Origin of the sequence: Polynucleobacter sp. JS-JIR-5-A7 (assembly GCF_018687935.1) — a bacterium.
In the GTDB taxonomy this organism is placed as follows: Bacteria; Pseudomonadota; Gammaproteobacteria; order Burkholderiales; family Burkholderiaceae; genus Polynucleobacter.
Genome location: NZ_CP061308.1, coordinates 1,601,581 through 1,613,736 on the forward strand (window position 1 = coordinate 1,601,581; position 12,156 = coordinate 1,613,736).

Annotated in this window: 16 protein-coding genes; 10 read left to right on the plus strand and 6 right to left on the minus strand. The window is 46.6% G+C overall.

Annotated features, from left to right (window positions below; translation table 11 throughout):
• Nucleotides 1-15: 15 nt before the first annotated feature.
• Genes AOC29_RS08355 through AOC29_RS08380 form a run of 6 tightly spaced genes read left to right on the plus strand, consistent with a single transcriptional unit; the run spans nucleotide 16 to nucleotide 5,462 of the window.
• Entirely contained in the window at nucleotides 16-1,011 is a 996-nt protein-coding gene (locus AOC29_RS08355) for a tripartite tricarboxylate transporter substrate binding protein (RefSeq protein WP_215295504.1), read from the plus strand.
• A 29-nt stretch (nucleotides 1,012-1,040) separates the two neighbouring features.
• Nucleotides 1,041-2,414: an MmgE/PrpD family protein gene (locus AOC29_RS08360; protein WP_215295505.1), complete on the plus strand. Its 1,374-nt coding sequence runs from the start codon at nucleotides 1,041-1,043 to the stop codon at nucleotides 2,412-2,414.
• Between the two features lie 21 nt (nucleotides 2,415-2,435).
• On the plus strand, nucleotides 2,436-3,413 hold the full coding sequence (locus AOC29_RS08365) for a D-2-hydroxyacid dehydrogenase family protein (RefSeq protein ID WP_215295507.1): 978 nt from the start codon (nucleotides 2,436-2,438) through the stop codon (nucleotides 3,411-3,413).
• A gap of 2 nt (nucleotides 3,414-3,415) precedes the next feature.
• Nucleotides 3,416-3,955, plus strand: coding sequence for a chromate transporter (locus AOC29_RS08370; protein ID WP_215295509.1), 540 nt, complete (start codon nucleotides 3,416-3,418; stop codon nucleotides 3,953-3,955).
• Nucleotides 3,952-4,473, plus strand: a complete 522-nt coding sequence (locus AOC29_RS08375) for a chromate transporter (RefSeq protein ID WP_215295510.1) — start codon at nucleotides 3,952-3,954, stop codon at nucleotides 4,471-4,473. The genes AOC29_RS08370 and AOC29_RS08375 overlap by 4 nt, the downstream gene beginning before the upstream one ends.
• Nucleotides 4,474-4,484: 11 nt before the next feature.
• The gene (locus tag AOC29_RS08380; protein ID WP_215295511.1) at nucleotides 4,485-5,462 is read left to right on the plus strand and encodes a tripartite tricarboxylate transporter substrate binding protein; all 978 of its coding nucleotides are present in this window, start codon (nucleotides 4,485-4,487) and stop codon (nucleotides 5,460-5,462) included.
• A 12-nt stretch (nucleotides 5,463-5,474) separates the two neighbouring features.
• Here AOC29_RS08380 and crcB read toward each other — a convergent pair whose 3' ends face one another.
• From crcB to AOC29_RS08400, 4 genes are read right to left on the minus strand one after another with little or no spacing between them, the layout of a single operon-like run.
• A complete protein-coding gene (crcB, locus tag AOC29_RS08385) occupies nucleotides 5,475-5,852 on the minus strand; it encodes a fluoride efflux transporter CrcB (protein WP_215295513.1) in 378 nt (125 codons plus the stop codon).
• 9 nt (nucleotides 5,853-5,861) lie between these two features.
• Nucleotides 5,862-6,641: a 4,5-DOPA dioxygenase extradiol gene (gene ygiD / locus AOC29_RS08390; protein ID WP_215295515.1), complete on the minus strand. Its 780-nt coding sequence runs from the start codon at nucleotides 6,639-6,641 to the stop codon at nucleotides 5,862-5,864.
• Nucleotides 6,642-6,650: 9 nt separating this feature from the next.
• A complete protein-coding gene (locus AOC29_RS08395) occupies nucleotides 6,651-6,788 on the minus strand; it encodes a hypothetical protein (RefSeq protein ID WP_172793433.1) in 138 nt (45 codons plus the stop codon).
• 44 nt (nucleotides 6,789-6,832) lie between these two features.
• Nucleotides 6,833-7,000 carry a hypothetical protein gene (locus AOC29_RS08400; RefSeq protein WP_215295517.1) on the minus strand — a complete coding sequence of 56 codons (168 nt, stop codon included), beginning with the start codon at nucleotides 6,998-7,000 and terminating at the stop codon, nucleotides 6,833-6,835.
• A 28-nt stretch (nucleotides 7,001-7,028) separates the two neighbouring features.
• Between AOC29_RS08400 and AOC29_RS08405 the strand changes: the two genes are divergently transcribed.
• Both AOC29_RS08405 and AOC29_RS08410 read left to right on the plus strand, forming a co-directional pair.
• Nucleotides 7,029-7,694, plus strand: coding sequence for a site-2 protease family protein (locus AOC29_RS08405; RefSeq protein ID WP_215295519.1), 666 nt, complete (start codon nucleotides 7,029-7,031; stop codon nucleotides 7,692-7,694).
• 86 nt (nucleotides 7,695-7,780) lie between these two features.
• Nucleotides 7,781-8,233, plus strand: coding sequence for a cytochrome c (locus AOC29_RS08410; protein WP_215295521.1), 453 nt, complete (start codon nucleotides 7,781-7,783; stop codon nucleotides 8,231-8,233).
• A gap of 5 nt (nucleotides 8,234-8,238) precedes the next feature.
• Here AOC29_RS08410 and AOC29_RS08415 read toward each other — a convergent pair whose 3' ends face one another.
• On the minus strand, nucleotides 8,239-8,919 hold the full coding sequence (locus AOC29_RS08415; RefSeq protein WP_215295523.1) for a cytochrome b/b6 domain-containing protein: 681 nt from the start codon (nucleotides 8,917-8,919) through the stop codon (nucleotides 8,239-8,241).
• Nucleotides 8,920-8,961: 42 nt separating this feature from the next.
• Here AOC29_RS08415 and AOC29_RS08420 point away from each other — a divergent pair, with 42 nt between their 5' ends.
• On the plus strand, nucleotides 8,962-10,167 hold the full coding sequence (locus tag AOC29_RS08420; RefSeq protein ID WP_215295525.1) for an MFS transporter: 1,206 nt from the start codon (nucleotides 8,962-8,964) through the stop codon (nucleotides 10,165-10,167).
• 24 nt (nucleotides 10,168-10,191) lie between these two features.
• On the opposite strand, the gene AOC29_RS08425 is transcribed toward AOC29_RS08420, so the two are convergent.
• Nucleotides 10,192-11,133: a 3-hydroxyacyl-CoA dehydrogenase family protein gene (locus AOC29_RS08425; protein ID WP_215295527.1), complete on the minus strand. Its 942-nt coding sequence runs from the start codon at nucleotides 11,131-11,133 to the stop codon at nucleotides 10,192-10,194.
• 84 nt (nucleotides 11,134-11,217) lie between these two features.
• Between AOC29_RS08425 and AOC29_RS08430 the strand changes: the two genes are divergently transcribed.
• On the plus strand, nucleotides 11,218-12,147 hold the full coding sequence (locus AOC29_RS08430) for a 2-hydroxyacid dehydrogenase (protein WP_215295529.1): 930 nt from the start codon (nucleotides 11,218-11,220) through the stop codon (nucleotides 12,145-12,147).
• Nucleotides 12,148-12,156: the final 9 nt, after the last annotated feature.

Here is a 12,156-nt window from a genome sequence, read left to right on the forward strand (position 1 = left end):
ATTCGGACTTGAGACATGTCTAAATCTATTTATCGGCAAACGCCGATTTTTTTATCTTTTCTGTTTGCTTTGATCGGACTCACAACGAGTCTTAGCATTCAAGCGCAGACACCCGCTTATCCGACTAAGCCGATCAAGTTGATTGCACCAGTTGCTGCCGGTGGTGGGCTCGATAACATTGCTCGGGCTGTTGCAGAAAAATTGTCTCGCTCGATTGGTCAAACTATTGTGGTTGAAAATATGGGTGGTGGTGGTGGCACCATTGCTTCTCAAGTAATCGCCAAGGCGCCCGCTGATGGCTACACTCTGATGATTGCCTATGTGGGGACTCATGGCACCAACCCAGCAGTTCGTCGTCTGCCTTATGACGCCATTAAAGACTTCACCCCGATCGGCATGATTGGCGCAACACCAAACGTACTAGTGATTAACTCTGATTTACCGATTAAAAACTTTAAAGAGTTTGTTGATTACGCTAAAAAGAACCCTGCCAAGTTAAGCTATGGTTCTGCTGGTCCAGGAACGTTAACTCACCTCGGAATGGAGCAACTGAAATTAGCAGCTGGGATCTTTATGGTTCACATTCCTTATCGCGGGGTTGGTCCTGCTTACACCGACTTGTTAGCAGGCCAGACACAAGCCATGCTCCCCACCCTGTTTGCTGCTTTACCTTATATCAACACAAATCGTGTTCGTGGACTGGCGGTAACAGGCGCCAAACGCAGCTCCGCTGCCCCCACCATTCCGACTTTTAAAGAGCTAGGTTTCAGCGGTTTTGATGGCCAACAATGGTATGGACTAGTAGGGCCCGCGAATTTGCCACCTGCGATCGTCACCAAGCTCAATAGTGAACTTAACAAAGTTCTCGCCCTGCCTGACTTCTCAGAAAAAATGACGAGCGAGGCGATGACTTTGATGCCAATGACACCGCCCCAGTTTACAAATTACATCAAAGAAGATATTGCACGCTGGGCTAAGGTTGCAAAAGATCGTCATATTGAACTCGAATAAAAAATAACCCATTAAGAATAGGAAATCATATGTCTCACGCTATTGCTGCAGCAGCCGATTTAAATGCACCACCCGTTACCAAAATATTGGCAGAGTTTGTTACCTCCCATCCCAGCCAAGGCTGGACACCAGAGGTAGATCACGAAGCTCACCGGACTTTTCTCAACTGGCTAGGTTGTGCTATTGGCGCTGCCAATCATGAAAGTGTTGAATCGTCTTTAGCCGCTATTCGCGAATTCCAGCCAGCACCGCAAGCCAGCATCTTAGGTCGTAAAGATAAAGTTGATATGGGTGGCGCTGCCTTAATCAACGGCATCAGCTCACATACTTTTGATTTTGATGACACTCACCTCAAAACCGTGATCCATCCTGCAGGTCCAGTAGCTTCTGCAATTTTGGCATTAGGCGAACACATCAATGCCAGTGGTCGCCAAATTATTGACTCTTTAGTTTTAGGTATCGATGTTGCTTGCCGCGTTGGTAATGCGATGTATCCAGATCACTACCACCGTGGTTGGCATATCACTGGCTCAACCGGTATGCTCGGATCTGCTGCAGCTTGCTCACGCTTAATGGGTCTTGATCTACAGAAAACTACCATGGCACTGGGTATTGCCGCATCACAACCAGTTGGAATGCGTGAGCAATTTGGCACAATGACAAAGCCATTTCATCCAGGTGGTGCAGCACGCGCAGGGCAACTCTCTGCATTACTTGCCAAGCATGGGTTCACTTCGAGCCCGAAAGCATTAGAAGCGGGTCGCGGCTATATGCAAACTGTTTCTACGAAATGTGACTGGTCAGAAATTGATCGCGCCCTCGGAAAATCATTTGAGATTTCTTTAAATACTTACAAGCCCTTTGCTTGTGGCATTGTGATTCACCCTGCGATTGATGCTTGCGCACAATTACGCGCCCAAGGCGTTAAGGCAGAGGAAGTGGAGCGTATTGAATTACGTGTGCACCCTCTGGTCTTGGAGCTCACTGGCAAGAAGACTCCGAAAGATGGTCTCGAAGGGAAATTTAGCGTCTACCACGGCTGCGCTGTTGGCTTGATTTTTGGTCAAGCGGGTGAAGGTGAGTATGCTGATGACATCGTCAATCGCGCTGATGTCGTGGCTTTGCGCGCCAAAGTAAATGCTACTACCGACACTTCTATTGACGAAGCTTCAGTTGATGTCAAAGCATTCTTAAAAGACGGTAAAGAAGTACATGTATTTGTGAAGAATGCTATTGGCTCTGTCGAAAATCCAATGAGCGATGCTAATTTAGAACAAAAATTCACAAATTTGGCTGAACCCATCATCGGCAAAGACAAAACTCGTCAACTCATCTCAGCATTATGGAAACTTGGCAATGCATCAGATCTCAAGCAAATCTTGAGTCTTTGCACGCCTGACTAAATTTAAAGAAAGTATCGAGTTATGGCCTCATTACCAAACATCGTCATCCTTGGCGACTACGAACGTGCTCTGGCTCGCTTTTCTGACTGGGAGAAGTTAGAGCAGCAAGCAAGCCTTACCTTTCATCATGAGCCCCTGCGTGATGAGGCACTCTATGAAGCCGTTAAAGATGCTGATGTAATTGCAATCGTACGGGATCGCTCCCCATTTAATGAAGCCATGATTGCGCGCTTACCTAAGCTGAAATTTCTCATGTTTACTGGTGAACGTAATGGCACCTTGGATGCTTCAGCATTAATCGCACGCAATATTCCGATAGCCTGCTCGCCCGGCGGCCCATCCAAAGAAACTACTGCGGAACTCACATGGGCACTCATTCTTGGGGCTTCAAAGCGCCTGATTGAGGAAAACAAACTGATTGCTTCTGGTGGTTGGCGTGATCAACTATCGGTTCTTCCCATGCTCTCAGGTGAGCGCTTAGGCATCATGGGTCTTGGTGCCATTGGTAGTCGCGTTGCACGGGTAGGCGCAGCCTTTGGTATGGAAGTCGTTGCGTGGAGCCCGCGCATGACTCCTGAACGAGCTGCTGTAGAAAATGCAAAAGCAGTGAGCCTAGAAGAATTACTTTCCACATCGAAGATTGTGTCAATGCACCTAGTAGCTGGTCCTGGAACCAAGGGGCTGATTAGCGCAGATCAATTGGCTTTAATGCGCCCTGACTCTATCCTGGTAAATACTTCACGCTCTGCGCTCATCAATATGAGCGATCTGCAAAAAGCATTGACAGCTGGCAGGCCAGGGCAGGCAGCTGTCGATGTCTTTGACATTGAGCCCCTCCCAGAAAAAGATCCTTTACGTAATACCCCCAATCTTTTAGTAACTCCCCATTTAGGATTTATTGCAGAGCCAATTTTTGCCAGCTTCTCAAAAGGCATTACTGAAACTCTAGATGCCTGGTTGAACAACAAACCCATACCTCATCCTTTTAAGCTACAGTAATTTTGAAAACACTCACACCTCTCGAGCTATTTATTAGCTTTAGCAAAATCGGGATGTCTGGGTTTGGTGGGGTCTTACCTTGGGCCAGAAGAACCTTGGTTGAGCGCGATAAGATTTTGACCTCTGAGGAATTTAGCGCCATTCTGGGCATCTGCCAAATTGTTCCTGGGCCTAACATTGTCAACCTCGCAGTGTGTATTGGCTCTCGTTTTGGCGGCGCCAGAGGCGCTATTGCCGCCGTATTGGGTTTAACTCTAGGGCCCATCTCGATCGTCATGGTGTTAGCCCTTTTGTATGAACACTATCGATATCTTGACTCCGTCCAAGGTGTACTTCGAGGAATATCGGCCGTGGGTGTTGGCTTGATTGCGTCTACAGGCTTCAAAATGCTCAAGGATGAGTTTCGATATCCAGCGATGTTGATTGTGGTCATTGTCACCATACTTGCCGCTAGCTATTTCCATCTTGGCTTAGGTTGGGTGGTGCTCATCTCCTCACCATTAGCATTGGTCTTAGCCTGGAAAAAGGCCCATTCAGAATGAGTATTCTCATCAGTCTTTTTCTAAAACTGTCTGCATTCTCTTTGATTGCATTTGGTGGGGTGAACGCCCTGCTTCCGGTGCTATTTAACTTGGCTGTAAACCAAGAGCATTGGGTTGATGTGCAAACTTTCTCAGACTATTTTGCAATCGCCCAAGCAGCACCCGGCCCCAATTTTATGACCGTCACTCTATTGGGTTGGCATATCTATGGTGTCATTGGTGCACTCATTGCCACGTTTGCTATTGCATGGCCATCTTCTATTTTGATCTTCTACTTACAGCGGCTCATTATGGGCATCAAAGATCCTCTGAAAAAGAAATCGATTCAATATGCTGCGGCAGCGCTAGCCATTGGCTTGGTACTTTCTTCAGCCTGGCAAATTTCTTTACAAATCAATCAAAGTGTCGCGGCTTATATATTGACGATGACTACGATTGCGATTACCTTCTTTACACGTTGGCACCCTTTGTACCTGATAGTCATCGGAGCCGCACTAGGTTTATCGGGTATCGTCTAATAAGGATCAAAATGAAACCAACCCATTTTCTTCTGAGCGTAATTGGCTTAACTAGTCTCTTGAATGCTGGCATGACACAGGCACAGTCTAGCTACCCTAATAAGCCGATTAATTTTGTAGTGCCTTATGGTGCTGGTGGTGGTGCAGATTCTCGTAGCCGTCAGATTGCACAAAAGATGAGTGTCATTCTGAAGCAGCCGATCGTTGTCGATAACAAGCCCGGTGCCGGTGGCAATATTGGCACTGAATTTATTTCTCGTGCTGCTCCGGATGGTTACACCATTGGTATGGGCAACTTTGCACCCATGGCAGTAAACAAAACACTGTTTGGTAATTTACGCTACGACCCTGAAACTGATATCACCCCAATTGTGTTGGTTGAAAAAGGTCCTTTGGTATTAGTAGTCAATCCAAGCTCATCTTATAAAACCATCCAAGATGTTGTGGCTGCAGCCAAAGCGAAGCCAGGTGAACTCACATTCTCATCCGGTGGCATTGGTGGTAGTCACCAGCTTTCTGCAGAGCTCTTTGAGCAAAATGCCGGTATCGATATGATTCACGTGCCATACAAAAGCGGCTCTGCTGGCCTCACCGATTTGATGGCAGGCAATGTCACGATGATGTTTGATCAAATGTATTCGGCTATGCCGAGCATCAAAGCAGATAAGCTCCGTCCAATTGCCATTACCAGTAAGAAGCGTTCTCCGCTTCTACCTAATGTGCCAAGCTTTGCTGAGAATGGCTACCCCAAGGTTGAGGTGCTGAATTGGCAGGGATTAATTGCCCCTAAAGGCACACCGAAGATCATCATCGACAAACTCAACGCCGCAGCCAATGAAGCCTTAAAAGATCCTCAATTACGAGAACTCATGCTTTCACAAGGAAATGAAATCGGTGGTGGCAGTCCTGCAGACTTTGCAGCGCTGATTAAATCAGAATCCATCAAGTGGAGTGCCGTCGTCAAGACGGCTAATATCAAGCCAGAGTAATTTACTCTTGACTCACTTGAGGGCTTGGTAAGTCAAGATACCCAAGAAGGTTAGTACCAATGAGCCAATCAGGTGCAGTAGTGCAGTGCCCAGCGCCCAAGTAAATTCTCCGCGCTGAATAAAACTCACTACTTCCGCGGAGAAACTAGAGAAAGTAGTGAGACCCCCAAGGAAACCTGTAATCACAAAAAGTTTCCATTCCGGTGAGAGTTGTGGATTGCTACCAAAGAACGCTACTGCTAAACCAACGAGGTAGCCACCGACCATATTCGAGATCAAGGTACCTAAGGGTATGACTGAGGCTGCACTCACGGTCAAAATATTAAAGCCTGCCCGCAACAAAGCACCAAGACCAGCGCCAAAGAAAATTGCAAGAATAGAGAGCCACATAATTTTTCTTTATTGAACAGAAAAGCTGAGCATACTGATCGAACTCATTTCGATACCATCAACAAATACTTTGGCATGCTCACCGTCTTGTTGTAATGCTAGGGTATATAAAGCAGGCCAGTAGTGCTCTGCAGTCGGAATCGATAGATGGGCAGCCTCACCATACTTTTCCCAATCGATCAGAGGTTCATGGTGATTGGCAAGAATCTCGGTAGCAAAGAATTCACTAAATTCTTTCGCCCACGGGTAAGGTTGCGCATTCTCTAGCCAATGAATCGTGCGCAAGTTGTGCACCACATTCCCGCTAGACAGAATCAGAATATTTTCATCACGCAAGGGTCTTAACTGCTTTGCTAACTCATAATGCTCGCGCGCTGACATAGACCCATCTAAGCTCAGCTGCACCACTGGCACATCTGCATTGGGATAGAGGTACTTCAAAACAGACCAGGCGCCATGATCAATACCCCATTCATTCTCTTCAAGTACGACGGGTATATTGAATAACTCTTGAACACGATCCGCGAGAGCAGGACTGCCCACTGCTGGATATTCAATTTCAAAGAGTGCTTGCGGAAATCCGCCGAAGTCATGAATGGTTTTAGGTTTTGCCATTGCGGTAACCCAAGTACCTCGAGTGACCCAATGCGCCGAAATCACCAAAATGGCGTCAGGACGTTTGAGTGATTTTCCTAGAGCAGCCCAAGCCGCAGTAAAACGATTGGGCTCTATAGCGTACATCGGACTGCCATGGCCAGCAAATACAGCAGGTTGGCGATGGCTAGTCATGAAGACTAATTAACCGAATACGTAACCAGTATGAGCAGCTACCAATGCAAACAAAATCGCCAAGCTAGTTGCAGCAGCCAACATCACGATCAAAGTAATGATCTTTTTGTTAACTTCTTCTTTAGATTCGTTGTGCCATTCGTTCATGCTAAATCCTCTGTATGCGCATTAATAATGAGTGCAATTATCCACTATCGACCGCGGCCGGCCTTGCGCATCATCCCTTTTCCGCCGCCAAAGCCTGCCTGAGGCCTACCAGTAGGTCCAGATGGGCCTTTTGGTGCTGGTGGACGGGCTGGGGGTTTAGCCACTACAGGTTTAGCTGGGTTTTTTGGGTCGGGTTTTTTATCGTCAGTCACTTTGAGCTCCTATGGATATCATATTGCCATGATTACTGACTATTCTATCCAAGCCGTCGCCATTAATGCGATTCCCCTCATTTTTGCTATCACCATCCATGAGGCAGCCCATGGGTATGCAGCCCGTAAATTTGGCGATAACACCGCCTATATGCTTGGCCGAGTGAGCCTCAATCCCGCCAAACATATAGATCCCGTTGGCACGATCTTGATTCCCTTGGTCCTTATTTTGACTGGATCGCCCTTCTTGGTTGGCTACGCCAAACCCGTGCCTGTGAATTTTGGACGCTTGCGAAACCCTAGAATGGACTCTATTTGGGTTGCCTTAGCGGGACCTGGCTCAAACTTTTTTCAAGCCCTGATTTGGGCGATCTTGCTTATCCTATTGTTAGGTTTTGGCATGAATGAGAAATTCTTTATCTCAATGGCTCAAGCCGGTATTACCTGGAATTTGGGTCTCCTGGTATTTAATCTTTTTCCTTTGCCACCCTTAGATGGTGGACGTATTCTTTCCAGTCTGCTCCCCGCCCGTCAATCGATTGCTTTAGGCAGACTAGAGCCTTGGGGATTTTTTATCGTTCTCGGGCTGGTCTTTACTGGAATCATCGGTAGCCTCTGGATGGAACCCTTGATGGCTTTTTTCAAATGGATCGTTTACCTACTGACGATCCCGCTGCAAATGATCTTTTCATAGGACGGTCAAACAAAAGTCATCATTCTGGAGTATGCTAATTTCACAGTAGGCGGTCTCCATTAACGAATATATCTCAAGAGGTTCCCATGAAGCTACAGAAAATTATTTTAGCGAGCACGGCAGTAGTCTTGGCAATTGGTGCCGGCGCTGCGATTGCACAATTTCAAAAACCAGAAGATGCTATTAAGTATCGCCAAAGCACCTTCACTGTTATAGGCAACTCTTTTGGAAAAATCGGCGCTGTCGTTAAAGGTGAAGCTCCCTATAACAAAGATGAAGTCGCTAAAAATGCTGCGATCGTTGCTATGCTTTCTACCTTACCTTGGCAAGCATTTGGCCCAGGTACTGAGGGTGGTAAAGCGCAGTCTGATATTTGGTCTGATAACGCCAAGTTCAAAGCTGCTTCTGAAAAAATGCAACTAGCAGCAGTCGATCTCAATAAGGCTGCTCAGTCTGGTGATTTAGAGAGTATCAAAAAGGCATTTGGCGCCGCTGGTCAAACCTGTAAGGGTTGTCACGACGATTTCAGAAAAAAATAATCTGCTTATTTAGTAATGAAATAAGCTACCGCAAGGGCTATAGCACTAAAAAGCACCAAGGCTAGAGTACGTTGCAAGCCTCCATCTTTGGAGGGTTGACCCAAGTCAGAAAGCATATATTTTGCTTCCTCGCTTGGGTCGATTTCTTTATCGCCGCTCAGCATAGGTTTAATTAAGTCTTCATTTTTGTATTTCCTGTAAAACCAAATGGCAGCGATATGAATCGTAATCAAGGTATAGATCACGACTTGATTGCCTTCGTGAATTTGAGATAAAAAAGAAACTACTGCATTGGGCACATATTTAGACAAGGGTCCTTGAAAGGCAATCTCATCATCAACAAATAAGCCCGTTAATACTTGAACGCTTAAAACCAAGAGCAAAGCAAAAACGGAGAGAGCACCTACAGGGTTATGTCCCAAAACGCGGAGAGACTTTCCTTGTAGGTAGTCGAAAATAGCAGCACGCGTAGGAAAGAAGTTGGCAAAGCGGGCATGTCTAGATCCCACAAAGCCCCAGATGACTCTAAAAATCAATAAACTCAAAACGCTGTAACCAAAATAAGCATGCCATTCAATAGCGTTACCACCGAGGTTAACGCTAATCAGACTGCCGGCAATGCAAAGCACTAGCAGCCAGTGAAATAAGCGGATTGGTAAATCCCAAACACGAATTGTTTTCTTCATAGCATGAAGAATAAAGCAGAAACTCCCTTAAACTCATTAAAAATGAACCCAAGTAAAGCCTTTAGAACTCTGCTGCTCTACCGTATTGGCGCAACACTCAGTTACCAAATTACGATGGTGGCGGTGGGTTGGCATATTTATGAGATTACCAATAGCGTAGTTTCCTTAGGCCTCATTGGTTTAGCTGAATTGGTACCGTACTTTCTGCTGGCACTCTATGCGGGCCATGCGGTAGATCACTACTCTCGCAAACTCATCGCAGCGATTGCCTGTCTCATTCATATTGGGGTCGCTTTATTTCTGACGGCGATTGCGCTTGGCTGGGTTGCACCACCCGTTCCTTTAATTTACACCGCGATTGCCTTGATTGGTGCAGGCCGCGCCTTATTAAGACCCGCCTATACCGCTATCTTTGGACAAATTATTCCTAGAGAGCATTTACCACGCTATACCGCCTACGCATCTTCTGCATTTCAAATTTGCGTAGTCGCTGGTCCTGGCTTAGGCGGTCTGATGATTGGGTTTGCAGGACTAGAGTGGACCTATCTTCTCGCCGGGCTTTGTGGGGCTATTGGTTTGTATGGCATTACCTTCATACATGCACCACAAGAAAAAATGAGCCAGCTCTCAGGACATTTCTTTAAAAGCTTCTTAGAAGGGTTTGATTATGTTCGTAAGCATGAACTCATCTTGAGCATCATGGCATTGGATATGTTTGCCGTATTGTTTGGTGGTGCTGTTTCAATCCTGCCAGCTTTTGTAAAAGAGGTTTTGGATGCGGGACCAGAAGCTTTAGGCATTCTGCGCGCTGCGCCAGCAGCGGGCGCAGTCATTACTGGCATCTACTTAGCTAAGCGGCCATTACTAACAGATTCTGGCAAGCACTTGTTGCTCTCAGTAGGAGGCTTTGGTTTAGCCATTATTGCTTTTGGTCTTTCCAGTGATCTATGTGTTTGTGCCGTCTTCCTATTTATTTCGGGCTGCTGTGATTCAGTCTCGGTCGTGATTCGCGGCAGCATTATGCAACTCACTACTCCGGATCACATGCGCGGTCGAATCAGCGCCATTAATGGGATCTTTATTGGATCCTCAAATGAATTAGGCGCGCTAGAGTCAGGCATCGCAGCGAGCATGATGGGCTTGGTACCATCGGTTGTATTTGGAGGGGTTGCGACCATTGCAATCGTACTGATTACCTATCGACTCGCACCACACCTCAGTAAACTCCATCTCAAAGATATTTCCTAAAGATGGAGTTTGGGTTAGCTAAACTTATTTGATTTCTGGCAAGTCTTTTTGAATAATCTTCAGACCTTCACGCAAGGCATCTTGATATCGCTCACGTTCAGCTTTAATAGATTCAGCAGTCCATGAATAAAAACCTTCACCCGTCTTCATGCCAAACTTTCCACTCTCTACCCGCTCGCTTAAGCACTTAGCAATCGTAGTTGAGTTATTTAGCGTGGGATAAATCGTCGCTCCACCAGCAGCATGAATCTCTAGACCCGCATGGTCTCTTTGCATAGCCGGTCCAGCGGCAATATAACGGAAGCCAAACCCATAGCGTACTGCCTTATCAATATCTTCTGGAGTGCAAATACCAGCATCGACCATCGAAAACGCCTCACGCGACAAAGCATGTTGCAAACGATTTGCTAAGAAGCCAGGCAAATCTTTTTTGACCGTTACAGGCACCATGCCACATGCAGTCATCAAACGAGTCAGGCTATCGCCAACTAGGGGTGAAGTTTTTGCACCGTAGATCACTTCCACGCAAGGAATCAAATGGGCCGGCATAAAAAAATGTAAACCAATCATGCGCGCAGCTGTTTTTAATCCGCTAGCGATTTCGCTAATTGGAAAACTCGTACTATTGCTAGCCAATACTGCTTCTGGCTTTGCGTACTTCTCTAGCTTAGCAAATAATTCACGCTTAATATCTAGACGCTCCGGAACACACTCAATCACCAGGTCAATCTCTGCCCAATCGACCTCTTCCAGAGATCCAGCAACAGACAACAAGTGAATACGATTTTCATAACCCAAATCGGTCATGGTGCTCACAAAGTAATCTGGTAACAGGGCACGACGCTCTGTGGTCGGCTCGACTACTTGCACAGCACAACCACCACGCGCGCAGACTGCGGCGACATCGGCCCCCATCGTTCCGCCGCCGACGACAACTACTTTGGTTTCAGCTGGGGTAAACAACATGACATATTCTCCTAGAGGGGAGGACTTTTCTGCAAAAATCCTCATACAATGGAATCATTATTCCAATAAAAAATAGAGACAGACATGATCCCCGTCAATTCGGTGCTGCAGGTCGGCCATTTTCCTGAGATTATGCAGGCGGAAATCGATCGCCGCTTTACGCCAATCCGACACCCCGATATTAATGCGGCACCCCCCGCTGGAAACTTCGAGGCTATCTTGATTCGGTCTAACACCAAATTACCTGAAGCCCTGGTCAAACAAATTCCCAGTATTAGACTGGTATCCACCTGCGGCGTGGGTTACGACAATCTCCCCCTAGGCTACCTTCAAGCACAGGGAATCAAGGCCACCAATACCCCTGGCGTTCTGAATGATGCCGTTTGTGAGTTGGCAATTGGCATGATGCTCAGCCTCATACGGCGCCTTCCTGAATCCCAAGAGTATGTCAAAAGCAATGCTTGGGCTAAAGCCCCGTTTCGCTTGACCACCACCTTGGCAGGCAAACGGGTTGGGATCGCTGGTATGGGTCGCATCGGCCAAGACCTAGCCAAACGTTTAGAGCCATTTAAGGTCGAGATTGCGTATTCTGGGCCAAATCCAAAGCAGGTTCCTTATACCTATTTCAAAGAGATCACAGATTTAGCTAGGGCTTGTGATGTTCTGTTTTTGGCCTGCCCAGCAACACCTGATACGGATAACTTGGTTGACACTGCCGTTTTAGAAGCGCTTGGACCCTCGTCATACTTAATCAATATCGCTCGCGGAAGCGTGGTTAACGAAGCCGCTCTTTTATATGCACTGCAGCATAAACAAATTGCTGGCGCCGCCCTGGACGTGTTTAATAATGAGCCCTGCCCTAATCCTGCCTTTCTGGATCTGGATAATGTTCTACTGACACCCCATATCGGTAGCGCTACCTTGGAAACACGAGTAGCTATGACTAACTTAGCAGTAGATAATTTAGAAGCTTTCTTTACACAACAACCACTTCTTTCAGAAGTTCATTATTAATTGGAGTCA